19 protein-coding genes and 1 other RNA gene are annotated in these 26,489 nt (G+C 64.6%); 6 read left to right on the forward strand and 14 right to left on the reverse strand.

Going from position 1 to position 26,489, the window contains the following annotated elements; translation table 11 throughout:
* Positions 1-23 precede the first annotated feature (23 nt).
* The 3 genes from HF690_RS10425 (at position 24) to HF690_RS10435 (ending at position 1,449) form a co-directional block, all read left to right on the forward strand.
* The gene (locus HF690_RS10425) at positions 24-383 is read left to right on the forward strand and encodes a VOC family protein (RefSeq protein ID WP_168609403.1); all 360 of its coding nucleotides are present in this window, start codon (positions 24-26) and stop codon (positions 381-383) included.
* Positions 384-454: 71 nt separating this feature from the next.
* On the forward strand, positions 455-895 hold the full coding sequence (locus HF690_RS10430; protein WP_113063869.1) for a GFA family protein: 441 nt from the start codon (positions 455-457) through the stop codon (positions 893-895).
* Positions 896-1,029: 134 nt separating this feature from the next.
* Entirely contained in the window at positions 1,030-1,449 is a 420-nt protein-coding gene (locus tag HF690_RS10435; RefSeq protein WP_168609404.1) for a hypothetical protein, read from the forward strand.
* A gap of 60 nt (positions 1,450-1,509) precedes the next feature.
* On the opposite strand, the gene HF690_RS10440 is transcribed toward HF690_RS10435, so the two are convergent.
* The 4 genes from HF690_RS10440 to HF690_RS10455 all read right to left on the reverse strand — a co-directional run bounded on the left by HF690_RS10440 (position 1,510) and on the right by HF690_RS10455 (position 10,938).
* Positions 1,510-3,516 (reverse strand): alpha-glycosidase, encoded by a 2,007-nt coding sequence (locus tag HF690_RS10440; RefSeq protein WP_168609405.1) that lies wholly within the window; start codon positions 3,514-3,516, stop codon positions 1,510-1,512.
* Positions 3,517-3,707: 191 nt separating this feature from the next.
* Positions 3,708-6,053: a TIM-barrel domain-containing protein gene (locus tag HF690_RS10445; RefSeq protein ID WP_240151719.1), complete on the reverse strand. Its 2,346-nt coding sequence runs from the start codon at positions 6,051-6,053 to the stop codon at positions 3,708-3,710.
* 418 nt (positions 6,054-6,471) lie between these two features.
* Positions 6,472-7,986, reverse strand: coding sequence for a tryptophan halogenase family protein (locus HF690_RS10450; RefSeq protein WP_168609406.1), 1,515 nt, complete (start codon positions 7,984-7,986; stop codon positions 6,472-6,474).
* 105 nt (positions 7,987-8,091) lie between these two features.
* Complete coding sequence (locus tag HF690_RS10455) at positions 8,092-10,938, reverse strand: TonB-dependent receptor (RefSeq protein ID WP_168609407.1); 2,847 nt, start codon at positions 10,936-10,938, stop codon at positions 8,092-8,094.
* A 403-nt stretch (positions 10,939-11,341) separates the two neighbouring features.
* Here HF690_RS10455 and HF690_RS10460 point away from each other — a divergent pair, with 403 nt between their 5' ends.
* A complete protein-coding gene (locus tag HF690_RS10460) occupies positions 11,342-12,961 on the forward strand; it encodes an alpha-glucosidase family protein (RefSeq protein ID WP_168609408.1) in 1,620 nt (539 codons plus the stop codon).
* Positions 12,962-12,971: 10 nt separating this feature from the next.
* Here the strand turns inward: HF690_RS10460 and rpiA are convergent, their stop codons facing one another.
* The 7 genes from rpiA to HF690_RS10495 form a co-directional block, all read right to left on the reverse strand.
* Positions 12,972-13,613 carry a ribose-5-phosphate isomerase RpiA gene (rpiA, locus tag HF690_RS10465; RefSeq protein WP_168609409.1) on the reverse strand — a complete coding sequence of 214 codons (642 nt, stop codon included), beginning with the start codon at positions 13,611-13,613 and terminating at the stop codon, positions 12,972-12,974.
* A gap of 65 nt (positions 13,614-13,678) precedes the next feature.
* Positions 13,679-14,134, reverse strand: a complete 456-nt coding sequence (locus HF690_RS10470) for an EVE domain-containing protein (RefSeq protein WP_168609410.1) — start codon at positions 14,132-14,134, stop codon at positions 13,679-13,681.
* Positions 14,131-14,742, reverse strand: coding sequence for a 5-formyltetrahydrofolate cyclo-ligase (locus HF690_RS10475; RefSeq protein ID WP_338042904.1), 612 nt, complete (start codon positions 14,740-14,742; stop codon positions 14,131-14,133). Before HF690_RS10475 ends, HF690_RS10470 begins: the two co-directional genes overlap by 4 nt.
* Before the next feature lie 82 nt (positions 14,743-14,824).
* Positions 14,825-15,012: non-coding RNA, 6S RNA (gene ssrS / locus HF690_RS10480), on the reverse strand.
* A 59-nt stretch (positions 15,013-15,071) separates the two neighbouring features.
* Positions 15,072-15,377 carry a cell division protein ZapA gene (locus tag HF690_RS10485; protein ID WP_113063861.1) on the reverse strand — a complete coding sequence of 102 codons (306 nt, stop codon included), beginning with the start codon at positions 15,375-15,377 and terminating at the stop codon, positions 15,072-15,074.
* A 30-nt stretch (positions 15,378-15,407) separates the two neighbouring features.
* Positions 15,408-15,632 (reverse strand): TIGR02449 family protein, encoded by a 225-nt coding sequence (locus HF690_RS10490; RefSeq protein ID WP_113063860.1) that lies wholly within the window; start codon positions 15,630-15,632, stop codon positions 15,408-15,410.
* Between the two features lie 72 nt (positions 15,633-15,704).
* A complete protein-coding gene (locus HF690_RS10495; protein ID WP_168609412.1) occupies positions 15,705-20,330 on the reverse strand; it encodes an EAL domain-containing protein in 4,626 nt (1,541 codons plus the stop codon).
* Between the two features lie 186 nt (positions 20,331-20,516).
* Here HF690_RS10495 and HF690_RS10500 point away from each other — a divergent pair, with 186 nt between their 5' ends.
* Both HF690_RS10500 and HF690_RS10505 read left to right on the forward strand, forming a co-directional pair.
* Positions 20,517-21,080, forward strand: coding sequence for a UPF0149 family protein (locus HF690_RS10500; RefSeq protein WP_113063858.1), 564 nt, complete (start codon positions 20,517-20,519; stop codon positions 21,078-21,080).
* A gap of 1 nt (position 21,081) precedes the next feature.
* On the forward strand, positions 21,082-22,434 hold the full coding sequence (locus HF690_RS10505) for an aminopeptidase P N-terminal domain-containing protein (protein ID WP_168609413.1): 1,353 nt from the start codon (positions 21,082-21,084) through the stop codon (positions 22,432-22,434).
* Between the two features lie 37 nt (positions 22,435-22,471).
* Here the strand turns inward: HF690_RS10505 and pepQ are convergent, their stop codons facing one another.
* The 3 genes from pepQ to HF690_RS10520 form a co-directional block, all read right to left on the reverse strand.
* Positions 22,472-23,797 (reverse strand): Xaa-Pro dipeptidase, encoded by a 1,326-nt coding sequence (pepQ, locus tag HF690_RS10510; protein ID WP_168609414.1) that lies wholly within the window; start codon positions 23,795-23,797, stop codon positions 22,472-22,474.
* 75 nt (positions 23,798-23,872) lie between these two features.
* Positions 23,873-24,226: a PilZ domain-containing protein gene (locus tag HF690_RS10515; protein WP_168609415.1), complete on the reverse strand. Its 354-nt coding sequence runs from the start codon at positions 24,224-24,226 to the stop codon at positions 23,873-23,875.
* On the reverse strand, positions 24,223-26,469 hold the full coding sequence (locus tag HF690_RS10520; RefSeq protein ID WP_168609416.1) for a DUF1631 family protein: 2,247 nt from the start codon (positions 26,467-26,469) through the stop codon (positions 24,223-24,225). Before HF690_RS10520 ends, HF690_RS10515 begins: the two co-directional genes overlap by 4 nt.
* Positions 26,470-26,489: the final 20 nt, after the last annotated feature.

The raw sequence follows: 26,489 nt of genomic DNA on the forward strand, positions 1-26,489 counted from the left end.
TCGCTTCAGCGAGGGCGTGCTCCATGATGAAGAACCTGATTCCCAAGGTGTTCTACGACGATCTGCAGGATGGCCTGGATCTGTTCGTGGGTGGTCTCGGTTTCGAGGTGATGTATCGCGACGACACGCTGGCCGTGGTGGCACGGGACGGTGCCAAGGCATACCTGGTCGAGAATGCCGACTACGCGGCCATGGATCGGCCGGAGTTGGCGATCGAGACGGACGACATCGACGCGCTGCATGCGGAAATCTCCGCGCGCGGGCCGCAATGGCTGCATCCCAACGTGCCGAAGGTGATCATACAGCCGTGGGGCGCGCGCGAATTCGCGGTGCTGGACAGCACCACGGTCTGCGTCGTGTTCCGGGAGTGGCCGGCGGATTAGACTGGCCGGATTCGTTCTGGCAGGACCGCAGACCTATTCACCAGAGCGCCGCATAACGTGGAGTACGGAACATGCTGATTCGGGGCCGCTGTCATTGCGGAAACATCGAATTCTCTCTGCGCTGGGAACCCGACCCATCACGGATTCCGGCGCGCGCCTGCGATTGCTCGTTCTGTACTCGGCACGGCGGCGTGTGGACGTCGCATCCCGATGCGTCGTTGCGCATCGCGCTGCACGACCCGGCGCGTGTTTCCCGCTATGCCTTCGGCACACGCACGGCGGATTTTCTCGTCTGCGCGCACTGCGGCGTGGTGCCGGTGGCGGTCAGTCGCATCGAAGGTCGCCGCTATGCCGTGGTCAACGTGAACACGTTCGTCGGGATCGAGCCTTCCCTGCTGCAGCGCGTGTCGTCGCATCTCGGCGAGGAAAGCCGGGATGCCCGTCTGGACCGACGCAGCAAGAACTGGATCGCGGACGTCGAGTACGTCGACGAAGGTGAGTGGGAGGCGTGAACGTTCTCACGTTCGGAACGGTACGCGTCGCGCGCCGGTTCGTTCGAATGGCCTAGGAGGAATGCGCCGATGGATGGCGCGGTCCCGTCGGGCATACTTTCCATGGTGGTCATGCACGTTGGAGGGGAGAGCGCATGAGCAAGGCACCGAAGTGGTTCATTCCGGTGGCGGTGGTTGCGCTGCTGTGGAATCTGCTGGGTTGTGCGGCATACCTGGTGGACGTCACCTTGGCGCCGGAGGACGTGGCGAAGATGGCGGCGGCCGAGCAGGCGATGTATGCGGCGAGGCCGGCATGGGCCATCGCCGCGACGGCCACGGCAGTATGGTTCGGCGCGGCGGGTTCCCTCGGCCTGGTGCTGCGCCGGCGTTGGGCGATGCCCGTGCTGGTGTTGTCGCTGCTTGGCGTGATCGCGCAGGACATCGCGGTGTTCGGTCTGATGCGAAGCGTGGCCATACCGGCTCCGGCGTATGTGCTGCAGGGACTGGTGCTGCTGGTCGCCATCGCGCTGGTGTGGATGGCGCGGACCGGCATCAAACGGAACTGGCTGCGTTAGGTTTTCCGCTTGCAAAAAGTCACACCGCCCATTGCGGGCGGCGTGACGGGTCGTGCGTGATTACTGCTCCAGAATCGCGCCGTAGTGACCGTCGACGGTGACGGTCACGTTGCCGTTCTGCACCGTATACGTGCCGCCGTTGAGCACGTCGGTGACAGTGCTGCCGTCGGTCATGCTCAACTGGTAGGCCGGTACGGTCACGGTGTGGCTGCTGCTGTCGTTGTTCAGCACCACGGCAATGCGATGGCTGGCGTCGAAACGCCCGAACGCATAGATGTGGTTGCTGTCGTCGGTCAGCAGGGTCATGAACGAGCCGGTGCGCAGCGCCGAGTATTGCTTGCGGATGGCGATCAGCTTCTGGGTCAGGGCCACCGCGCTGTTGTTGGTGGTGCCCTGCGACCAGTCGAAGGTGCGGCGGTCGTCCGGGTCGTTGCCGCCCTGCATGCCGTACTCGTCGCCGTAGTAGATGGTCGGTGTGCCGACGTAGGTCATCTGGAAGATCAGGCCCAGATAGGTCTTCCAGATGTCGCCGCCGCAGCGCGTGGCGAAGCGCGAGGTGTCGTGCGTGCCCAGTTCGTTGGTCATCGTCTGCTGCACGTCGGTGGGCAGATCGGCGCGGGTGCCGTGCAGCCAGCTGTCCAGGCCGCTCGGCGTCAGCGAATTGCTGTTGCCGCTCTCGTCGACACCGCAGATCCATTCGGAGACGGGGTTGGTGAAGCCGTTGTAGTTCATGGCGCCGTCCCACTGGTCGCCGCTGCTGAGCCAGGAGGAGGCGTCGCCCCAGAATTCGCCGAGGATTTCGGCGTTCGGGTTCACCGACATCACCGCTGTGCGCATCTCGCGCATGATCTGGTGATTGACCGCATCGCTGCCGTTGTTGCCGTTGGCATCCAGATACTGCGCGGCATCCAGACGCCAGCCATCAATGCTGTACGGCGCTTTCAGGTAGGTCTGCATGACTGAGGTGCTGGAGCCGTAGATCGCATTGCGCACGGCCGAGCCGCTGGCGCCGTAGTTCAGCTTGGGCATCGAAGCAATGCCGAAGAAGCCCGAATAGGTGCCCGGCCACTGCTGGAAGGTGTAGTAGTCGTACCAGGTGCTCGACTGCGACTCGTAGGCGCCGTTGCTGCTCCACCAGTTGTAGCGGTCGAACCACTTATGGGTGTCGCCGGTGTGGTTGAACACGCCGTCGAGGATGACGTAGCCCTTCGGGCCGTTGCTGGTGCTGTGGACGTCGCCGATCAGGGTCTGCAGCAGGCTGTTGGTGCCGAACGCGGGGTCGACGGTGGTGTAGTCCTCGGTGTCGTACTTGTGGTTGGTAGGCGACTTGAAGATCGGGTTCAGGTAGACGATGTCCGCGCCCAGCGTGTTCTTGATGTAGCCCAGTTTGTCGATGACGCCTTGCAGGTCGCCGCCGAAGAACACCGCGCTGTTGCAGCCGCCGACGTTGGACGTGACGCTGCTGCCCCAGGTGTGCTTCTCCGTGGCGCAACCGGCATAGGTGTACTGGCCGTTGGTGACGTCGTTGGAGGTGTCGCCGTTGTAGAAGCGGTCGGGGAAGATCTGGTACACGACGCCGTTCTTCATCCAGTCGGGCGTGGTGAAGCCGGGGATGATGAAGAAGTCGCCGGAGCTCGGCTCGCTGGAGCTGATGCCGGCGGCGTTGTACCAGGCCGTGGACGAGCCGTCGTTGATCTGGAAGCGGTAGTACTTCTCCGAGCTGCTCGCGGGAATGGTGCCCTGCCAGTAGTCGAAGCGGCCGGTCGGATCATTGGAGACCCAGTGCATGGCGACCCAGTGGAAGCTGGAATCGGCGCTGTCGTAGTACTTGATGTTGGCGCTGGTGATGTCGCTCTTGAAAGTGCGCAGGGTCAGCGTTACCGATTGGCTGGCCGTGGGTTCGGGGTGGTTGTCGTACATCGGCCCCTGATCGTGGAACAGGCCGTTCCACTCCACGTTGTTGTCGTTGCTGGCGGCATGCACCGGAGTGCTGACGCAGGCGCCGGTCAGGGCCAGGGCCATGCCGAGTGCGAGCGCATGCAGCGCCATGGGTTTGCGAAATTGCATTGGGTGTCCTCCTCCTCGTTGTGGTCATGCGCCGCGCGGCCGTGAACGGACTCGGCGCGGCAGATTCCCCCGTGTCGCATCGGCTTCCGACGCGCGTCCGGTGCGGCGGAAGCCTGTCCGGCGTGGGCCGCCGGATCGTTGTCATGGACCGCGTGCCGGTGGCCGCGGTCTCGTTGTTGGTTCGTTGTTGTTCAGTGCAGCGTGATGGCGCGTGCGTGGCGCGCATCCAGCCGTACCCAGGTCACCGGGCCGTAGCGGTCGTGCCCGGTGGCCCAGCCTTCGCCATCGGCATTTCGCAGCGCATCCAGGTCGGCGTAGCGTCGGGATACGCCGGTGATCGTTTGGGCGTCGGTGCCGTGAATCTTCACCAGGTAGTGGCGCAGGTCTGGCGTGTAGCGGCCCGATGGCGCGTCGATGCGGAAGTGCACGCCATTCGCGTCGCGCCGCGTGCTCAGGCGCTGCAGGTAATACACGCCATGTTCGTAGGCGTAGGTGCGACCATCGTCGTCGTAATAGTCGAAGTGCGTAGCGTGCGCAGCCGGGAACACGTCGACCGTGATGGTCTTCACCGGATGCTGGCCGACGTAGTCCATCACCGGCTGGGTCGGAATGATCGCACCCTGGCGGATGAACAGCGGGATGTCGCGCCAGTCGGTGCTGTCGGTGTTCAGCGTGATGATTCGTCCGCCTGCGTAGCGCGCGCCGGTGAACCAGTTGGTCCAGGTGCCGGCGGGCAGGTAGATGTGTTTCTTCGTCTGGTTCTGTTTCACCACCGGGGACACCAGCAGGCTGTCACCGAACATCCACGCACCGACGTCATTGCGGACCTTCGGATCGTGCGGCCAGTCGAAGGTCAGCGGACGCACCAGACCGACGCCGTGCGCGTGGTACTGCCAGGCGTAGGCGTAGATGTAGGGCAGCAGGCGATAGCGCAGGCGAATGGCGGCGGTGGCCGCGCGTTCGGCTCTGGCACCGTAATGCCATGGTTGGCGTTTTTGGCTGGAATCGCCGTGCACGCGGAAGATCGGCACGAAGGCGGCGAACTGCATCCAGCGGGCGTAGTTCTGGTTCGACGGATGCCCCTTGAAGCCTCCGGTATCCATGCCCCAAAGCATCGCGCCGGTGTCGATGGAAGCCAGCATGCGCTGGCGCTGGCCGGCCATGCTGGTGAAGCCCGTCTTGATGTCGCCCGACCACAGGCCGTAGGCGTAGCGCTGCGAGCCGAGCCAGAAGTTGCGGTTGATCGACCACACGCGCAGGTCGGTGTGGGCGCGCTGGGCGTCGTACAGCGATCGCTGCATGTTGAGGAACTGGGTGTCGTCGCCGGTCTCGTCGGCCTCGTCGTTCCACCAGCCGACGATGCCCTCGTCGAAGGAGTACTTCATGGCCAGTTTGCCGAACCACTGACGTGTCAGCGGCAGGTCGAAATCGACGTCCTTGACCGGCTTGTGCGAGAAATAGTCGTTGCTGACCTTCTCGCCGGGGACCCAGAGGTGGTGCGCGGTGGCGAAGCGGCCTTCCACGGTGTTCACGTGGATGCGCGGCTTCATGATGCCGGTCAGCTGCATCCCCTCAGCGGCCAGCTCTTTGGCCAGTTTGCCGGATGGACCGTCGGGGAATTTCTTAGGATTCCAGCGGAATTCGCCGTAGTGATCCTCGCCCCAGGCTTTCCAGTCGAAATCGAGCGTGAAGTTGTCGATCGGGATGTGCTTGGCGCGGTAGGTGTGGACGATGTCCAGCAATTCTTTCTGGTCGATGCCCCATTGGCTGTTGGTGAAGCCCATGGCCCATTTTGGGAACAAGGGAGCGTGACCGCTGAGGTCGGCGACCGCGGCGAAGATGGCCTTCGGGTCGCCGGCAATCAGGTAGTAGTCCGCATCCGGTCGCGACAGTCCGTCGATGCGCATGCGGTGGTCGTCGAGATCGAATCGCGCGCCCTTGCTGTCGACCAGCACGGCGAAACCGTCGGTGCTCCATACCAGCGGCGCGCCGGCATGGCCCTGATGACCGGCTTTGGCGACCTGCCGACCGTGCCGCAGCAGGTCCGCGCCGGCTTTCTCGAAGGCGTCGAAGCCGCCGATGCCGTATAGCGGCGCGTTGGCCGAGAAGCCGAGATCGATGCGGCCCTTGGCCAGGGTATCCAGCTGGGTCTGCGACAACAGCGGGCGGGTGGCTCCGGGGCGGCGCACGGACAACGTTTCGCGCTGGGTATCGACGTCGACCAGAAGCCCGGCGGCGCGCAAGGTGATGTGCTGGCCCGAGTGCTGAATCTTCACCGGATGCTGCGCGTTGCGAGGCGCGTGTTTCGACATGACCAGTGTGGGCGGCGTGTGCCGGTCACCAGGCTGGAAATGCACGTGCAGCACATTGTCGCGCACCAGTTGCAGCGACAGCGTGCCGTGGTCGATCTTCAGGCTTACGCCATCGTCGGCGACGATCCGCGCGAGTGGCTTCGGTGAGGAAGCGTGCGCAGGCATCGCCGAGATGGACGCGGCTGCGCCGAACAGGAGTACTCCGCAGAGCGTACGAATGGGCATGGTCGGAAAGCCTTTATGCATGCAGTGCTGTCGTGAAGCGTTCGTTCTCGCAACGCTTCACCGAAAAAGGATGGAAGAGGGCGTGTATTTCGCGATAGCGTCCGATCAGGCCGCGGTGTGCTGCGCATGCCGGTGGGATACGGTCTGACACCGCTGCAGGCGGCAGGTCGCGCAGTGCGCGGGTCGTCGGCGAATGGCGCGTGGGCATGGCATGTTCCCGGCGTGAAGGCTGATCGCAACGGGTGTATCGGACAGGTCCCCGGGTCACGCGCACGATGCGCGGGACGCGTTCTCTACGATGCCACGGCCGGGCCTTCCGCAGGCCTTAAATTGCCTTTACGCATACGTATTCATTGCGATGCATCGCGGGTTTCATGGGTGCTGCGATGCAGCAGATGCATACGGTTGCAGGGCACGCTCAGCGAGGCGGCGGCGGTGCCTTGCAGTGACGCTCGATGAATGCCTCGTGGGTCGGCATCTGATCCGTCGCGCGATTGAGCAGGGTGCGGATATGCGCGAGGAATTCGTCCAGTTGCTGCGGCGACACGGCGTCGGCCAGGGCGTGATAGCGCTGCGGTTCGATGTGCTGGCCGATCAGCACCTGCAGCCAGCCGACGTCGGTGAACAATTCCTCGCCGTCGCGGTAGATCTGGCCGCTGGCGCGAAAAACGTCCAGCTTGCGCTGAAGGCTGTCGGGAATCTCGATATGGCTGCAGTGTCGCCAGAAGGGCGTGTCGCGGCGCTCGGTGGCGCGGTAGTGCAGGATCAGGAAGTCGCGAATGCGTTCGTATTCGAAGCGGGTCTGGCGGTTGTATTCGTCGATCAGGGCCGGATCAAAACTGCGGTCCGGGAACATCGACAGCAGGCGACTGACGGCGGACTGGATCAAGTGGATGCCGGTCGACTCCAACGGTTCCATGAAGCCGGCGGAGAGACCGATGGCGATGCAGTTGCGATGCCAGAAGCGGCGTCGGCAGCCGGTGTTGAAGCGCAGCAGCCGCGGTTCGGTCAGCGCCTTGCCTTCCAGGTTCGCTAGCAGTGTGGCGGCGGCCTCGTCGTCGCTGATGAAATCGCTGGCGTAGACATGGCCGTTGCCGTTGCGATGCTGCAATGGGATGCGCCATTGCCAGCCGGCCGCGCGCGCGTTGGCTTGGGTATAGGGTCGCAACGGCGCCATGCGGGAGCTGGCCACGGCCGTGGCGCGATTGCAGGGAAGCCAGTGGTTCCAGTCGTCGTAGCCAGCGTGCAGGGTCTGCTCGATCAGCAGGCCGCGAAAGCCCGAGCAGTCGACGAACAGGTCGCCCTCGATCACGTCCCCGTTTTCCAGTCGCACCGATTCGATGAAGCCGTCGGTATCGCGCAGGCTCACGTCGACCACCTTGCCTTCCACGCGCTGCACCACGGCCGGATCGCATTGCTTGCGCAGGTAGCGCGCATACAGTCCGGCATCGAGGTGATAGGCATGGCGTAGGCCGGTCAGCGGGCTGTCGCCGACGCGTTCCATCTGGGCCATGCGTCCGGCCTGGCACGCGTGGGCATTGATCGAGTAGGCCCACAGGTCGGGCGCGCCGTCGCGCTGTCGATCGCGAAGCCAGTAGTGCTGGAAGGGAATCAGGCCAAGCGGCAGGCCGATATCGCCGAAGGCGTGCAGATAGGAATCGCCGACGCGGCCCCAGTCGTTGAACTGGATGCCGAGCTTGTAGGTGCCCTGACTGGCCTTCAGGACTTCGCGTTCGTCGAGGCCCAGAAAGCGGTTGATGTGCTGGATCTGCGGAATGGTCGCTTCGCCCACGCCGACGGTGCCGATGGCGTCGGATTCGACGAGACGGATCGCCAGGTTCGGGCCGAACGCACGGCTCAGCAGTGCGGCGGTGATCCAGCCGGCGGTACCGCCGCCGAGGATGACGACCGTTCGGATGGGGGATGCGCTCATGAGTCCGGATTCCATGTCGGTTGTCGGATCGACAGGCAAAAAAAAGCCCCGTTGATGCTACGCAACGGGGCTGATCTGGGCAAAGCCAGAGAGAGAAGTGCCTACTTAGAACTTGTAGGACACGCCGACTTCGTAACGGCGGCCGTAGTTTTCCCAGGTCAGGATCTGACGCGGGTCGTGGTTCTGGTAGGTGATGAACTTCTTGTTGGACAGGTTCGAGCCCTGCAGCAGGATGGTCAGTCCCTTCATCGGGCCGCTCTGCAGGCTGTAGCTGATCTGCGCATCGTAGGTGCTGCCACCCTTGATGGTCTGCTCGATGCGCGAGGCGCTGATGCCGTAGACGCGGCCCAGGAAGCTGCTGCGGTAGTTCTGGCTCACGCGGGCCTGGAAGCCGTTGTGCTCGTAGTAGATCGTGTTGTTCACCACGTGCTCGGACAGGCCCGGGACCGTGATCGGATCCGGATTGCCGTCATACACGATCGAGCTCTTGGTCAGGTTGCCGGAGAAGATCACACCGAACCCGTCGAGCACCGGAGTGAACAGGCCCAGCGGCGTGTTCAGCACGGCCTGGACGCCCTTCACGTAGCCTCGGCCGCTATTGGTGGGCACCGAGGCAATGCCCAAGGTCGTACCCAGCTGCGACAGATCGGTGGTGCCCGCGTACGCCGTGTACTGAGAGAAATCTGTCAGCACGGTGGTTGACGGGTTGATGTAGTCACTGAGCTTCAGGAAGTAGCCCGAAAGAGACACGTAGCCCTTGCTGTTGCCGAAGTAGTGCTCGATGCTCAGATTGTAGTTGTCCGCCATCGACGGCAGCAGCTTCGGATTGCCACTGTTGCTGCTGAAATACGCATTGTTCGGGTCGCTTGAAGCCAGATGCGTGTTGTTGGTGTTGACGGCAAAGCTCGCGTTCATCTGATCCATGCGCGGACGGGCCATGGAACGCGCGGCGCCGAAGCGCAGGTCGGTCTGATCGGTGAGACCGAGCACCAGATTCACGCTGGGCAGATAACGAGTGTACGAGGTGCCGCCTTGCACAGGGATCACCGCGGTCTTGCCGACGTAGGAGCTACCCGGAGCCACGCGACCGCCCTGCGAATCCTGCGTGGTGTGGGCAACCTGTAGGCCGAAGTTGCCGCGCAGCGGGAAGTTGCCGAGCTGCGTGTCCAGGTTGAACTGGACGAACGGCGTGGTGTCCTTCTCGTGGACCTTCCAGTCCGGCGGCATCGGCAGGCTCGACTGATAGGCCGGTACCTGGTCATACGTGCCGTTCTGGATCAACGCGATCGGGTCGTAGATGGGCAGGTTGCCCACGCCCATGAAGCTGAGCTGCGTGTCCGAGAAGGCGCCCGACGGCAGGGCCGCGGTCTGCGCGCCCCACGGCGAGGTGGTGTAGGTCAGGTTGCCGTTGTTGGGTACCAGGAAGCGCTGCTGGATATTGAAGCTCTTCTTGCGGTCCTCGCGATCGATGCCGAACTTGATGCTGGCGATCGGGCCGTCGACGAAGCTGCGCTCGGCACTCAGGCGAAGGTCGGAAATGCGGTCGACCACGTGCGGCGCGTTGACGAAGCCACCCTGCACAAGGCCGCTACCGCCGCCCCAGCCCTGCGGATCGGTCAGCACGACCTGGCTCGGGCTGTAGTCGAGCGAGTTGTTCAGCTGCCACAGGTTGCCGCTGCCGCCCTGGGTGAAGTTGAGCGTGTCGAACGGACCGTTGTCGGCGCCGAAGGCCGTACCCGAGTAGCTTTCGATGAAGGCATCGCGACGATCGGCATGCGAAATGCTGGCGTCCGCTTCAGCGGACCAGTCTTCGTTGATGCGCCACTTGTTGTTCCAGCCTACGTTGTAGACCTTCGACAGCGAGCGGTTGTAGTCGTTGCGGATGACCGGCTTCACATGCGTGAAGGTGCCCTTGGTGATCAGCCCACCCTGCGCCGTGTAGCCCGGTTCCAGCTGGGCATTGCCCCAGGCCAGCGGGAATTCGATGCCCTTGGAGTGCTGGCGGTCATGGAACCGGTCGTAGGTCATGTCCAGCGTGCTGGTGAAGTTCTCGTTCGGCTGGAACTGCAGCGTGGCCAGCAGGCCGGTGCGCTTGAAGAGGTCGGACGTCGCGTAGTTCTTCGAGCCGCCGATCAGCGCGTTGCCGCCCGCGGCGGAGTTGTCGGTCGGGTAGCCCCAGGGTGCCTGATGCTGGATCTGGGTGGGATTGGATTCCATGTCCAGGCCGAGCGTGACGCCGAAGGTGCGGTCGGCGAACTGGTGCACCCACACGCCGTTGACCTTGTAGCCCTTGTCGCTGACGCCCTTGCCCGGGGCGACCTGGTTCATGCTGTTCCAGATGTAGCTGGCGTTGAACGCCGCGATCGGCTTGTCCTGCTCGAGCGGACGGATCGTGTGCATGTCCACGGTGCCGGCCATGCCCTGGCCGACCAGCGCCGCCGAGGGGGTCAGATGCACCTGGACGCTGTTGAACCAGCTGGCCGGGTACTGATCGAACTGCACGCCGCGGTTGTTGCCGGTGCTGACCTGCTGGCGACCGTTGACCAGCGCGGTGCTGAAGTCCGGACCCAGACCGTGGATGGTCAGCACCTGCGGGCGACCGTTCAGGCGTTGCACGGCCAGGCCGGGGAGGCGGCCCAGCGAATCGGCGATGGACGTGCCCGGCAGCTTGCCGATCTGTTCGGCGGAGACGGCCTCGACGATGACGTCCGAGTTGCGCTGCGTGGCGATGGAGTTCTGCACACTGCTGGCGAAGCCGGTGACTTCGACGGCGCTCAGTTTGGTCGCCGAAGCGCGCTTCTTCTGTTCTTTCTTGTCAGCTTTCTGGCTGGTCGCCTGATTGCTGTCCTGGGCCTGGCCGTTGGCGGCCGGCTGGGCGGCATACGCGCCCGTGGCCGTCATCAGCATCGCCGACGCCAGCGCGGCGCTCAGCAGATTGCGCTTGAGAATCATCTTGGTTGTCCTCCCCGAATGGATCGCGTTTCTAGGAATTTTGTCGCCGATGCCGTGGCGGCGATCGGTTACAACAAACGTTCGAGCCTTGTCACGGCTGCGTAACATTTCCTCGATGGTAGCTCCGGCTCGTTCTCTGGCGGAGGATTGTGCATACGTATTCATGTGCGCCCGAAGGCGTGCGTTCTTGCGGAAAAACGTCGTGAATGACCGTCCGAAGCCCTGTATTTCCGGGCTGAGGCGCGCCTCCTTCCGGGAAGTTGCGCCACTCGGGCGTGGATATGAATACGTATGCAACCCCATCGGCTCCGGTGCCTATGCACAGTTAAGCTTGGGGCGATTCGCTGTCTAGCAGCGTCGATGCCGATATCGGCGCGGGGGGAACAGCGTCCGGGGTTTCTCAATGAATGCACTTCCATGGTGGCGCGGAGCCGTCATCTATCAGATCTATCCACGCAGTTTTCTGGACACCAATGGCGATGGGGTCGGCGATCTGCCGGGTATCGTCGAACGCCTGGATTACGTAGCGGGACTGGGCGTGGACGCGATCTGGATCGCGCCGTTCTTCACGTCTCCGATGGCCGATTTCGGCTATGACATCGCCGATTATCGGGATGTCGACCCGATGTTCGGCACGTTGGCCGACTTCGACCGCCTGCTGGCCGAGGCGCACAAGCGCGGCCTGAAGGTGATGATCGATCAGGTGCTCAGTCACACGTCGATCGAGCACGCCTGGTTCCGCGAGAGCCGGCAGAGCCGCGACAACGACAAGGCCGACTGGTACGTGTGGGCGGACGCCAAGCCCGACGGCACCGCGCCGAACAACTGGATGTCGATCTTCGGCGGGCCGGCCTGGCACTGGGAACCGCGTCGCGGGCAGTACTACCTGCACAATTTCCTGGCCGACCAGCCGGATCTGAATTTCCACAATCCGCAGGTGCGCGATGCGGTACTCGACAACGTGCGCTTCTGGCTGGATCGCGGCGTCGACGGCTTCCGACTGGACTCCATCAACTTCTGCTATCACGACGCGCAACTGCGCGACAATCCGGCCAAGCCGCAGGATCAGCGCGTCGGTCGCGGATTCCGGCCGGACAATCCGTATGCCTTCCAGTACCACTACTACAACAACACACAGCCGGAGAACCTGGCATTTCTGGATCGCCTGCGCGCGCTGCTGGACGAGTATCCGGATTCGACGGCTCTGGGTGAGATTTCCTCGGAGGATTCGCTGGCCACGCTGGGCGAGTACACCAACGGCAAGCGCCTGCACATGGGCTACAGCTTCGAGCTGCTGACCGAGGACTTCAACGCCGCGCACATCCGTGAGACGGTGCGCAATCTCGAATCGCATATGCCCGATGGCTGGCCGTGCTGGGCCATCTCCAACCACGACGTCGAGCGCGTGGTCACGCGCTGGGGCGGCGTCGATGCACCGCCGCATCTGGCCAACCAGCTGACCGCACTGGTGTGCTCGCTGCGCGGCTCGGTGTGCGTCTACCAGGGCGAGGAGCTGGGACTGAGCGAGGCCGACGTGCCTTACGAGCAGCTGCAGGACCCGTACGGCATCACTTTCTGGCCCAACTTCAAGGGGCGCGACGGCTGCCGCACGCCGATGCCTTGGGGCGAAGGTGAGCACGGTGACTTCAGCGCTGGCACGCCGTGGCTGCCGGTGCCGGATACGCACCGCGCGCTGGCGGTCTCCCGACAGGAAGGCGATGCCGACTCCATGCTGCACGGCTTCCGCGCCTTCATGGCCTGGCGGCAGACGCAACCGGCCTTGCGTTGGGGCGACATCCGCATGCTCGACAGCGCTGAGCCACTGCTTGCGTTCACGCGCAGTTTCGAGGGCGAGACGGTGCTGGCCTGCTTCAACCTGTCGGATCAGCCGTTGGACGTCGACGCGCCGGTGGATACGCCGCTCGAAGCGATGAACGCGGCGCGTCTGGTGCAGGGCGAGATCGCGGACGGCCGCCTGCGGCTGCCGTCCTACGGTGTGCTGTTCGCGTGCGTGAAGGGTTGATCCGCGCGGATCAGAGCTTGCGGTCGCCGACCAGCACCACGTCGGCGCCGCGCCGCGCGAACAGGCCTACGCTGACCACGCCGGCGATCTGGTTCAGCTCGGCTTCCAGCGCGACTGGATCGGTGATGCGCCAGCCGTGCACGTCGAGGATCCAGTTGCCGTTGTCGGTGACGGTGTCGTCGCGCCATACAGGATGGCCGTCGAGCTTGCTGATCTGGCGGGCAACATGGCTGCGCGCCATCGGGATCACCTCGATCGGCAGCGGGAAGTTGCCGAGCACGTCGACCTGCTTGCTGGAATCGATGATGCACACGAACTGACGCGAAGCTGCGGCGACGATCTTCTCGCGTGTCAGCGCCGCGCCGCCGCCCTTGATGAGGCGCTTGTGCGGATCGCATTCGTCGGCGCCGTCCACGTACAGGTCCAGCGGACCGACAGCATTCAGGTCGAGTACCTCGATGCCGTGTTTCTTCAGCTGTTCGGTGGACTGTTCCGAACTGGACACGGCGCCGCGGATGCGGTCCTTGATGTCGGCCAGGGCGTCGATGAAGAAGGCCACGGTCGATCCGGTGCCGACGCCGACGACGCTGTCGTCTTCGACATAGGCAATGGCGGCTTCGCCGGCGAGACGTTTTTCGTTGGATGAAGTCATGGCGCGTCGTTCAGGTCAGGAGAATGCGGCGTGGCCGCGGAATGCCGGATCGGGATGGCCGGCGCTCATGTTTCCAGGCTAAGGATGTGCTTCCAGTGCGCGGCATCCACCGGCATCACCGAGAGCCGGTTGCCCTTGCGCACCAGCGGCATGCCTTCCAGTGCCGGATCGTCCTTCAGTTCGGCCAGCGAGATGGTGCGCTTGAGGCGTTTCACGAAGGCGATGTCGACCAGGATCCAGCGCGGGTTGTCGCGCGAGCTCTTGGCATCGAAGTAGTGGTTCTTGGGATCGAACTGGGTCGGATCCGGATACGGCTTGCTGGCGACCTTGGCGATGCCGACGATGCCCGGCACGTCGCAGTTGGAATGGTAGAAGAACACCTTGTCGCCGACGCGCATGTCATCGCGCATGAAGTTGCGCGCCTGGTAGTTGCGCACGCCGTCCCAGGGTTCGCTGCCCTTGCGCTCGAGATCGTCCAGCGAGAACGTCTCGGGTTCGGATTTCATCAGCCAGTAGTTCATGACGCTCCGTCGTGGTCGTTGCAGTCGATGAGTGCTTGATCGGTGGCGACGACATCCAGGCGCACGTCCCATTCGGCCGGCTCGATCGCCTCGCACTGCTGGAAAGCGTAGCCGATCCCGATCAGCAGCGGGCGAGTCGGCCGCTTTTGATTGCGCAGGAAAGCGAAGTGGGTGTCGTAGAAGCCGCCGCCATAGCCGATGCGGTGGCCATGCCCGTCAAAGGCCAGCAGAGGCACCAGCACGGCGTCCAGTTCGCGTCCTTCGAGCAGGCCGTCCCGGTTTGTCGGCTCCGGGATGCCGAAACGGTTGGGTTCGACATCGTCGCCCAGCTTCCAGGGGGCGAAGTCCATGTGCCGGCCGGCCTCGATCCGCGGCAGATACAGCTGCTGCCCGCGCAGGGCTGCTGCGGCCAGCACAAGGTTGAGCGGCAGCTCGCCGTCACTCGCCCAGTAGCCAGCCACGCGTTGCGCGTTCAGGAACATGGGCAGGGCATCCAGTTGCCGCCGCAGACCCTGCGCGGCGCTCATCCGCGCTTGCGGTCCGAGGGCGCGGCGCTGCTCGGTCATCTTGCGGCGAAGCGATGTGCGCGTGTCGTCCAGGTCGGTCACGGAAAATCCTGCCAGGCGCGTGGTGCGATCGGATGGTCGCATACAGAAACGGCCCCGACGGGGCCGTTCTGCGGAATGAGGGGTGTTCTCCACAATGCCGATGCGCTTCGAACGACCTTGATCCGAAAGGATCAGGTGGGAGGGCGCAGATGGCGTTTCAGGCTTTCCGTACGCGACGGACATGCTCACCGGCCACCTTGTTGCCGACCCAGGTCGAAAGTTAGGAACAAGGCAAATGTAACGAAACGCTGTCGTACACCGCAGGGAACACCTTGGCGCTTATTCTAGCGCGCCTGTGCGAAAGCGTCAGCGGTTCAGTGCGGAAAGATTCAGTTACGTGACCCGGAAGCCCGTTCCAATGCGCCTTCCAGTTTGCGACGCAGAGTCTCGATGCCCTCGCCGAACACGCGTTGCTCGGATTCTTGACGCTGGCGGGTTTCCAGCAGTTCATGCGTGACGCTGAGCGCGGTCAATACGGCCAGGCGGTCGAAGCCCGGGCTGCGCGCGTTGGCGCGGAATTCGCGCATCTTGCTATCCAGGTAGCTGGCTGCGGCCAGCAGTCCCGGACGTTCTTCCGGCTCGCAGGCGACCAGGAATTCGCGGTCGTTGAGACGGATCGTGATCGGCTCGGACATGTGGTTAGGATCTCATGGATGCAGCAGGTTTCAACCCGAGCTTTCCAGCGACTTCAGTCGCTGGATCATGGCTTCGACGCGACTTCGCGCCTGTTCGTTTCGTGCCAGCAGGCCGGCGCGCTCGGTGGCGAGCTGTTCCTGGCTGTGACGCAGGCTGCGGTTCTCCTCGTCCATGCGCTGGACGGTCTGGAGGAGCTGATCGAGTGTCTCGTTCAGCGCAGCGAGTTCGGCTTTGAGTGGATCGGTCTGGTTCATACGGATTCGCGTGAACGAGCGGTCTTAGATGCTTTTTCGCATCTCGCGGGGTGGGTGTGCAAGTGTGACGTGCTACGTAGTGCCCGAGGAAGTCGGATGCAAGGCCTGTCGGCGACGCTCGTGTTCTTCGCAGAATGTGAGGCAGGAAGTGGCTTCCAGAGGCGGCGAGAGCCAGTTGCCCTGCATCAGATCGCAGTCGTGCGCGCTCAGGTATTCGGCCTGTTCGGCGGTTTCCACGCCCTCGGCCACGACTTGTAGTCCCAGGGAGTGCGCCATGGTGATGATGGTGGCGGTGATGGCCTCGTCGTCCGGATCCGTGGTGATGTCGCCAACAAAGGCCTGATCGATCTTCAGCACAGTCAGTGGCAGGCGCTTGAGGTAGGCCAGCGAGGAATAGCCGGTGCCGAAGTCGTCGATGGCCAGGCTGACGCCGATGGCGCGCAGTTCGCCGAGTGTGCGCATGGACTGTTCGACGTTGGCCATGACGGTGCTCTCGGTCAGCTCCAGTTCCAGGCACTCCGGCGGCACGCCGTGTTCCTGCAGCGTGTGCTGCAGACGCTTGGCCAGTCCGCTGCGCTGCAGCTGAACCATCGACAGGTTCACCGCCATGGTCAGCTTGTCCTGCCCGGCGTCGCGCCAGGCGCGAAGATCCTGGCAGGCGCGTTCGAGAACAAACTGGCCGATCTTCATGATCATGCCGGTTTCCTCGGCCAGCGGAATGAAGATTCCGGGACCGACATCGCCGAGTTCGGCGCTGCGCCAGCGCACAAGGGCCTCGAAGCCGATCAGTTCGTGATCGTCCAGTGCCATCTTCGGCTGGTACACCACGCGCATCTCGTCGCGTTCCAGCGCGCGCCGCAGCGCGCCGGCCATGGTGGCGCGCAGGCGGGCGTCGGCGTCCATGGCGTCGTTGTAGATCATCCACGTGTTGCGGCCGTGTTCCTTGGCCTGGTACATCGCGGTGTCAGCGTGCTTGAGCAGTTCGTTGGGCACTTCGCCGTGATCGGGGTACAGCGAGATGCCGATGGAGGGCGAGATCAGCACTTCCTGGTGCGGGTCCAGCACCAGGGCCTCGTTGAAGGCGCTGATGATCTTGTGCGCCACGCCGATGACCTCACCGGAACCGCCGACGTCCTCGAGCACCAGGGTGAATTCGTCGCCGCCGACGCGGGCCACGGTGTCCTGCTCGCGCACGCACTGACGCAGGCGTGCGCCGGCGGCTTTCAGCAGGCGGTCGCCGGTGGTGTGGCCCATCGAGTCGTTGATGTGCTTGAAACGGTCCAGGTCGACGTACAGCACCGCCAGGCGCTGGCCGCCGCGCCGGGCGCGCAGGATCGAGTCGCCCAGGCGCTCGCCCAGCAGCGTGCGGTTGGGCAGACCGGTGAGCATGTCGTAGTTGGCCAGGTAGCGCAGTTCCTGCTCGGCGCGCTTGCGGTCGGTGATGTCGGTCATCACGCAGACATAGTGTGTGCGCGTACCGTGTGCGTTGCAGACTTCGCGCAGTTCGACCCAGCACAGGAAGTCGCTGCCGTTCTTGCGGCGTTGCCACAGCTCGCCGCGCCAGTGTCCGTGGCTCTGCAGTTCGCGGCGCATGTGCGTATAGACGCTGTCCGGCTGCTGGTTGCAGTTGAGCAGGGAAGTGTCGCGCCCGCGTACTTCGGCGTCGCTGTAGCCGCTCATGCGGGTGAAGGCGGCGTTCACGGAGCTGAACTTGAAGTCGAGGTCGGCCACGGTCACCGCTTCGCTCATGCTGCGGATGACCTCGGCGGCGATGCGCCGATCGCGATCCTCGCTGCGCATGCGGGTGATGTTGCGAACGGTGCCGGATATGCGCGTGGGCTTGCCGTCGGTGTCCTGCTCGACGATCTTGCCGCGCCCCAGCACCCAGATCCATTCGCCCTGGGTGGTCTTGAGGCGGTATTCCGATTCGAAGTGGTCGGTTTCGCCGCCCAGGCAGGCCGCGATCTCCTTGCGGATGTGTCCCAGGTCCTGCGGGTGCAGCACATAGTTGCACCAGTCGTCGAAATCGATTTCGGTCGGCGTGCCTTTGCCGAGCAGTTGTTCGGCGCCGAGGCGATACATGCGGCCGTTGACGAGGTCCAGGTCCCAGAATTCGTCGCCGGAACCCCACAGGGCCATGCTCAGGCGGTCCTCGCGTTCCTGCAATTGGTTCTGGTGATGACGCTCGCGCATGCGACGTGCGCGGAAAGCCAGGTACACGGCCAGCAAAAGCATCACGCCGAGCGCGATGTACAGGGCGTACATGCCGCGCGAGGCCCACCACGGTGGGATCACGATCAGCGCGACGCTGTGCGACGTGGCGCTGAAGCGGCCATCGTGATTGCTGCCCCGGACCTCGAATCGGTAGCGGCCCGCGGGTAGATTGGTGTAGGTGGCGCTGTGCCGGGTGCCGTCGTCGATCCAGTCCTTGTCGAAGCCGAGCAGACGGTGCTGGAAGCGGTTCTGCTGCGGCGCGGCGAAGTCCATGGCCGCGAATTCGAAGCGGATGGCGCGCGCGGACTGCTGCATGCGCACGCGGCCGTCGATAGGCAGGACCGATTGGTTGTTGGCGCCGATCTGGATGCTGGTAAGGTTGACCGTTGGTTGGAAGGTGCCCGGTTTGACGCGCTCGGGCCGCACTTTGTCGAAGCCGTTGACGCCGCCGAAGACCAGTTCGCCGTCGCGCATCTTCAGACAGGCGCCCGAGTTGTATTCCATGCCCTGCAGGCCGTCCTGGATGCTGAAGGCGGTGATCTTGCCGCTGGACGGTTCCATCCGCACGACACCGCGGTTCGTACTCATCCACAGTGCATGCTCGTTGTCTTCGCGCAGGCAATAGATGGTGCCGTCCGGCAGACCGTCCCGGCTCGTGATGCGGTGGAAGTGCGCACCGTTGTCGTCGAGCGAGACCAGTCGATCGAGGCCCGACTGGGTACCGACCCACAGCACGCCGCCGCTGTCGATGAACAGGCTCATCACCACGTGGCTGCTCAGACTGTCCTCGACGCCGGGCTCTTCCTGGAACGTGCGCATGCGGTCCTTGCGTGGATCGTAGACGCTGAGCCCGGTGCTGGTGCCGATCCAGATGCGCCCTTGGGCATCCTGCGCCAGGGCCAGGATGATGCCGGCGGCCAGGCTCTCCGGGTCGTCTTTGCGATGTACCAGATGCTGGACGCGCTGGCCGTCGCGATAGCGGTATACGCCGCTGCCGTCGTACATGCCGATCCAGAGCGACCCGCTGCGGTCCCGTAGCAGGCTGCGACTGGGCCTCGGGTCGCCTTTCGAGGTCAGTGTGGGGTCGAGCAGGTGCGCGGAACGCTGGGCCATGTCCAGGACCATCACGCCGCGGTTGCTCGAGATCCAGAAGCGCGAACCGCTTCGTGCCAGCGCGAAGACCGTGATCGAAGAGGGCTCGCTCTTGGGCAGGGCGCGGAGAAGAATCGGTGTCAGGCTGTCGAAGCTGTCCGATTTCGGGTCATAGATGCTGAGGCCCGCGCTGGCCAGTCCCAGCCAGATCTTGCCGTTCTCGTCCTCGTACAGCGCGCGTACGTTGTTGGAAACGAAATCGTGGCTTGTGGGCGAGCGTTCGTCGCGAATGTAGTGGAAGGGCGCGCCATCCGGGTCGAAATAGGCGGCGCCGTGGGTCACTCCGCCGGTCCAGATCAGCCCGGAACGATCCACGTAGAACTGCTGCACGTTGTCGTCCGGAAGGCTTCCCTTGATGCCGGGGTGCGGACGCAGCAGTTCGGGATGCTTTTCATCGACATCGAGACGCAGGAGCCCGACGGATTCGACGGCGGCCCAGATGCGGCCGGCGTGGTCCTCGGTCAATGCATTGACGGTTGTGTTGTCGGGCGCCTGCGATTCCGGTTGCGGCCAGATTCGCCGTGTTGCGCCGCTGTCGGGTTGCAGGAGATACACACCGCTGCCAGCGCCCAGCAGCAAGCGGCCATTGCGGCGGCACAGTACCGTGCGTGCGTCGCCGCGGTCGATGCGCACCACACGGGTATGTTCGGCGTCGCGGCCCAGCACGATCAGTTCACGGTCGTGCAAGCCGTAGAAAGGACCGTCGGGACCGCATTCGGTCAGCGTGGTCTTGCTGTTCAGCGTGCTCGATTGCAGCGTTTTCCAGAGCACGCGGGCGTGTTTCAGCGATGGATCGACGGAAACGATAGCGTCGCGTTCGGCGACCAGAAGACGCTTGCCGCCGCCTCCTGCAAGTGAGGTGATGCCGTTGAGTCGTTGCGACCAGTGTCCGGGAATGGGCAGCACACGGTTGTGGTCGGGATCGAACAGGACCAGTCCGCCGACCTTGCTGGCGACCCACAGGTGCCCGTCGCCATCACTGGCGAGTGCGCTGATGACGTTGTCGGGCAGGCTGTCTGTGCGATTGGCGTCGTGATGGAAGCGCTTCAGCTGGTAGCCGTCATAGCGGTGCAATCCGCCCTGCGTGCCCAGCCAGATGTACCCCTTGTCGCCCTGCAGGATCGCACCGACGGTATTTTGCGCCATGCCCTGGGCGGCGCCGATGTGGCCGAAATAGTAAGTGCGCACATGCGCGCTGGCGGAGGGGGCGTCCAGACTGGCCAGAAGCGCACCGAAACAGATGACGATCTGCAGTGCGGTACGCACAGCGCTGCGCGTAAGCGTGCCTGCCGCAGCATGACGATGCGCTGCGCGTTGGCGCAGAGCATGCATGCAGCGGCGCACTGCCGAGCGACCTGCCAAGCTTCCGGACATCGTGTCACCTGTGCAGATGGATTTCAGCGGGACGTGTATGCACCCGCCCCCGCAGGTGAGGTTCCCCCTGCAGCAGTGTAGGCAATCGCCGTTATGGGTGCCAGAATGAATTGGCACCAAATTTCAGCAACCGGCTCTACAGGCATGAATGTGACGCACGCCGAACTCGAAACCGAACTCGCGCGGGCCCGTGTTGGCGTCGACGCCAGCGAATTGCACGGCTCGCTCACGGGCTTTCTCTGTGGCGGCGGAACGATCGAGTCCGGTCGCGTACTGCAGGCGCTGGAGCTGGATGTCGAGGAGGAGGGGGCGCGTGGCCAGCTCGATGCGCATCTGCAGGCACTGTGCCGCGATTGCCGCGCCGCGCTGGACGATGCCCAGATGGGATTCGAACCGCTGCAGCCAGACGCCGAGCGGCCGCTCACCGAGCGGGCGCAGGCATTGGTGTCATGGTGTCGGGGGTTCCTCGGTGGGTTCGGACTGGCTTCGGCGCAGCGCAAGCAGGATCTTTCCGACGACGGCAACGAGATTCTGCGCGATTTCGGCGTCATTGCCGGGTCCGAGCTGGCGGTCGATGGCGACGAAGACGACGAACGCTCGCTGATGGAAGTGAGCGAGTTCGTACGCGTGGGCGCACTGGTGCTGCACGCGGAAGTCGCCGGCAAGCGTGCATCGGGCGGCGCCCATCCGGGCAAGCGTGTGCACTGACATGGACGCACGGACCCAGCGCACGCCGCGCAAGGTGACCGCTGCAACCATCGCTGCCAAGGAATTCGCACGCCGGCGTCGTCAATTGATGCGCCTGGCTGGCGACGATGCGGCCCTGCTGATTGCCGCCGCTCCCGAGCGCATGCGCAGCGCCGATGCGGCCTGGCCCTATCGGCAGGATTCGGATTTCCACTATCTGACCGGTTTTCCCGAGCCACACGCGGTGCTGGCGCTGCTGCCCGGTCGCGATGTGGCGGAAACCATCCTGTTCTGCCGCGAGCGCGACGCCGATCGCGAGCGTCTCGACGGTCCGCGACTGGGCACCGAGGGGGCGGTGGAGGCCTGCGGCGTCGACGACGCATTTCCCATCGACGATATCGACGACATCCTTCCGGGCATGCTGGAAGGGCGTGCCCGCGTGTACTGCCATTTCGGCCAGGAGCCGGAGTTCGATGCGCGCCTGCTTGCATGGATGCGGCGCTTGCGCGCGCTGCGCGGCGGTGGCGTCGTGCCGAAGGAATTCCTGGCGCTGGGCTATCTGCTGCATGACATGCGGCTGTACAAGTCGGCGGCGGAGATCAAGCTGATGCGGCGCGCCGCGAAGGTGTCGGTTGCCGCGCACCAGGCCGCCATGCGCGGCGTGCAGGCGGGGATGGCCGAGTACGAGGTGGAAGCCGAGTTGCTGCGCACGATGCGCGCGCAGGGTGCGGTCTCGGCCTACATGCCGAGCGTGGCCGGCGGCGCCAACGCCTGCATCATGCACTACAACGCCAACCGCTCGCCGCTGCGCGACGGCGACCTGTTGCTGATCGATGCCGGTGCTGAGGTTGATTGCTATGCCGCCGATATCACCCGCACGTTCCCGGTCGGCGGCCGTTTCACGCGCGATCAGCGCGCGCTGTATGAAGTCGTGCTGGCGGCGCAGGAGGCCGCGATCGAGCAGGTGCGTCCGGGGCAGCCGTTCAGTGCGGCGCATGATGCCGCCGTGACGGTCATCGTCGAGGGGCTGCGTGCACTGAAGTTGCTGCGCGGAAGCGTGGCTTCGATTCTCGAGGAAGGCAGCTACCGACGCTATTTTCCGCACAAGACCGGTCACTGGCTCGGTCTCGACGTGCACGATGTCGGCGACTACCGCATCGACGGCGAACCGCGCATGCTGGAACCGGGCATGGTGGTGACGGTGGAACCGGGCCTGTACATCCCGCCCGACGCCGACGGTCCGGCTGCGCGCTGGGCCGGTACCGGCATCCGCATCGAGGACGATGTGCTGGTCGGCCGCGACGGGCCGCAGGTGCTCACCGAGGGCGTGCCCAAGCAGGTCGAGGCGATCGAGGCGCTGATGGCCGGCCGCTGATCGACGGCCGGCCCGTTCATCGATTCCGTTTCAGGACTCAGTCCAGGGCGGCGAAGGCGTCGCGCGTCATGTTTTCCGGATCGCCGCTGGTGCAAATGACGTCGTCCTCGATGCGGATGCCGCCGTAGGGGCGCAGGGCATCGATGCGGTTCCAGTTGACGTGCTTGCCCTCCGGGCGTTCCTTCAGGCGCGCCAGCAGCATGTCGATGAAGTACAGCCCCGGCTCGATGGTGACGACCATGTCGGTTTCCAGCGAGCGCGTCATGCGCAGGAACGGATGGCCGTCGGGCTGGGCGACGGTGTCGCCCTTGTCGTTCTTCATGAAGCCGCCGACGTCGTGCACCTGCAGGCCGATGCTGTGGCCCAGGCCGTGCGGGAAGAAGGTCGCGCTGACGCCGCTCTCGACCATGGCCTCGGGACTCATGTCGACGATGTTCTGGTCCTTCAGCACGCCGGCCAGCAACTGGTGCGCTTCCAGGTGCAGTTCGCGGTAGTCGCGTCCGGCGCGCACGCCGTCGCACAGTTGTCGCTGCGCCTTGTCGACCGCGTCGATCAGCGCCTGGAAATCCTCGGCCTCGGGTGCGGCGTAGGTGCGGGTGATGTCGCTGGCGTACCCGCCGCTGCTGGCACCGGCATCGATCAGGAACGACAGATTGCGCGCCGGCGGCGCCATGTCGAAGTGCATGTAGTGCAGCACCGCGCTGTGCTCGTTGAGGCCGACGATGCTGTGGTACGGCAGCTCGGCGTCGGTCTGGCCCACGGCATGCAGATAGGCCATGTGGATGCCGAACTCGCTCTCGCCGGCGCGGAAGGCGGCGGCGGCGGCGCGATGACCGCGTGCGCCGAGGGTACTGGCCTCGCGCATGCGGATCAGTTCGTACGGCGTCTTGTAGGCGCGGTGGTAGTCCAGATACTGGATCACCGCTTCGGGTGCGTCGGGAATGAAATCCTCGATACCATCGCGCGACTGGCCGAGGATGGCGCACTTCGCGGGGTCCTGCGGCAGGTGCTGGCGCGCGTCCTCCCATTTGCGGATCAGGCGGATGTCGAAGTGTTCCACCCAGTAACCGTTCGGGTCTTCGGGCGTCAGGTGCCAGAAATCCTGCGGCTGCAGGTAGATCAGCACCGGTTTCTCGCCCGGTGTGTAGACGATCCAGCTACCCGGCGCATTCAGTAGCGGCACCCACTGCTTGAATGCGGGGTGCACAGCGAACGGGTAGTCCATGTCGTCCAGGTGCTTGGGAATGGGGTGCCCGGCGGGGATGACCAGGTGCTCGCGGCCGACGGCCTCCAGCGCCGCGTCGGCGCGCTGGCGCAGGGTGGCGATGTGCAGCGGGTAGGCTTGGGCGAGTGCGTCGTTCATGGGTGTGCGTCCGTCTGAATCAGACGCCCATGGTGCCTTGGACGGCAGGGCAAAGCCAAACCGCGTGCGGGCCGGTCAGACGAATTCGCCGCCGGGCGCTTCGATCCATTTGCGCAGCTTGAGTGCGTCGGACTCGCTGATGGCGATGATGCGGAAGCCGGTCCAGTACTGGCCGGGTACATTGGCGGCTTCGCTCCACTGTTCGTGCACGCCGAATTCCAGTGTGTGCTCGCCCTGGCCGCGCGAAGGCAAGGTGAGACGAAGCTGGTAGATGGCGTCCGCGCGCAGGGGCTTGTTGCTGATCAGCATCAGGCCGCTGCTGGAGATGTTGCCGATATGACCCAGACGCTCGTCGCTGATCGCGTTGTCGACGGTGATGGCGGTGCCGACGCGGCGGCGCGGCGCGCGGCGTTGCTCGGATGCATTCATGCGCTCTGCTCCGCGGTGTTCCGGGCGAACTGGCGCAGTCCCTTGACGATGACGCTCCAGGCGCGATCCAGCAGGGACTCGTTGCGTTCGGTCGGAATCCGTACCTTGCCCGCAGCCATCATGGCCGCCAGTTCGCTGAGATTGCCGACGTCCTCGCGCACACCACGCTGGTTGACCACCAGGCAGTGCCCGGTGACCGGCGAGAACCAGGCCAGCTTGCGCCGCAGCACACTCTGGTCGGGGCGGATGAACTCGAGCCAGGCGCCATATTGTTGCTGACGCAGGGTGGCAAGCGCTTCCTGGGCAGCCGGGTCCCGCTGATCCTGCGCCGGTTCGCTCTCGGGTTTCTCGGTCTCGCCGCTGCCCAGCCGCTGACGCTGCTTCAGGCGCATCGCCAGTTCGGTTCGAGTCAGTTCCGGCGCCGGTTCGCCGGCAGACGGCTTGGTGACGACGTGGCGCGCGATCTGTTCGGCTTCCTCGCCGTGGATGCCGACCTGGCTGAGGCCCTCGGTGATTTCCTCGCGTAGCTCGGAGTCGTCCTGTTCGGTTCGCTGCCGCAGGAGCTTGTCGGTGACTTCCAGGCGTTGACGGAAAGCCTTGCTGCGTTCGCCCCAGCGCAGCATGGACAGCGCCAGGACGTCGGTCCAGGCCTGTTCCATCATGGTGCGCAGCAAGCCGCTGGCGTTGCTGCTCTGCAAGCGTTCGGCGACCAGTTCGCTGGCGCGGTTTCGCGCCAGCAGCAGCCGTTCGCGGCCCTGCGCGGCTTCGAGGTGGCGGCGTTCGCTGATCTCGGCGCGGCGTCGCAGCACCGAAAGCTGGCTGTCGAGATCCTTGCGCAGGTCGTCCAGCAGTTGCACGTCGCCGTCGAATTCCTCGGCGGTGCGCTCGACCACATCCTGCAGCTTGCGCGCCAGCACCGGATCGGCGGATTCGCCGGCGCCGTCGAGCCACTGCGTGGCTGTATCCAGCACCGAGCCGAGCAATTGCCGCGCCGGATGGTCCTGCTTGGAGAAGAATTCCGGATCGGACAGCGCCACGCGCAGCATCGGTACCTGCATGCGCGTCATCAGCGTGGCGGCGTGGCCGTCGATGGGCATGTCGCGGCCGAGATGGTCGAACAGCATCGTCATCAGATCGATGGTGTCGGTCTGGTCGGCATCGAAGGCCAGTGGTTGTCCGTCGGGGCTGAGTGCGCGCAACTGCGCCTGCAGATCCTGGCGCAGATGCTTCATGCTGCGCACGTGGCGCGCACCGTTTTCCAGCACGGTGGTGTCGGACTGCTGCTGCAGTCGGGCCAGCGCGTCCTGAAGCTGCTCCGGCGTGCTGGCGGGGCCCGAAGGGGGCGTGCTCTCTGCGTTCAGCCCGAGCGCGTTACGGCGTTGCGCGAGCAGATTGCGCAACACTGTGAAGGCGATGGTGGACTCGGTCTTCTCGTTTCGTCCGTGGTGATCCGGCGCGGCTTGCGGTGCCGCTGCATTCGGTGCCGAATCTTCATCGCGTATGGTGTCGTCGGGTTTGGCTGTCTTGTCGCTCTTGTTCTGCGCGCCGTGCATACGACGTGCCAGTAGTGCGCTCAGGTCCGGCAGCAGGCCCTGGGCAGCCATCAACGTGTTCAACGCCTCGAACAGTCGCGGTGCCTCGCGCAGCAGGTGGCGGCTGAAGAGCTTGTGCAGGTGCTGGCGATGCGCCGGCGGCAGGTCCAGTTCGTTGCTGGCGTACTGCCAGGCCGCGCAGATCGCGCGCGGACCGACCGGCAGTGCGTCGGATTCGATCACGGGCATGCCGACCAGAGCGGCGAAGCGGTAGCCCAGCTCCAGCAGGGGAATGCCCGAACGGATCTCCACGCGGGCTTCGGCGGTGCCGAGGATCGACTCCTCTTCCTGATCGTCGACGTCGACGAGAGAGAGTCCGAGCCCTGCGCGCGGATCGTGGTTTGGTTGGGCGTCATCCAGGTGGAAGCGCTCGAAGCCACTGCGCAGGCGACTCAGGAAGCGGGGGGCGAAATCGGCACGGCCACGTCGCACCTCACGCTGCGAGGCCAGGCAGATTTCCTGTTCGGTATTGTTGTTGGCCTGGTCGGCGAAGCGGAACATCTGCTCGTCGAATTCGTCCAGGATCTGGGTCAGCATCGGATGCAGCGCGGCTTCGCACAGATCGTGCACGCGCGCCAGAAGACGCCGGGCGCGCGGTGCCAGCGTCGTGCCGATGCCTGGTTCCTTTTGGTGGTCGCCTGGATGTTCCATGCTGCCCCCGGCCTCCGATG

The organism is Oleiagrimonas citrea (assembly GCF_012395255.1).
GTDB lineage: Bacteria > Pseudomonadota > Gammaproteobacteria > Xanthomonadales > Rhodanobacteraceae > Oleiagrimonas > Oleiagrimonas citrea.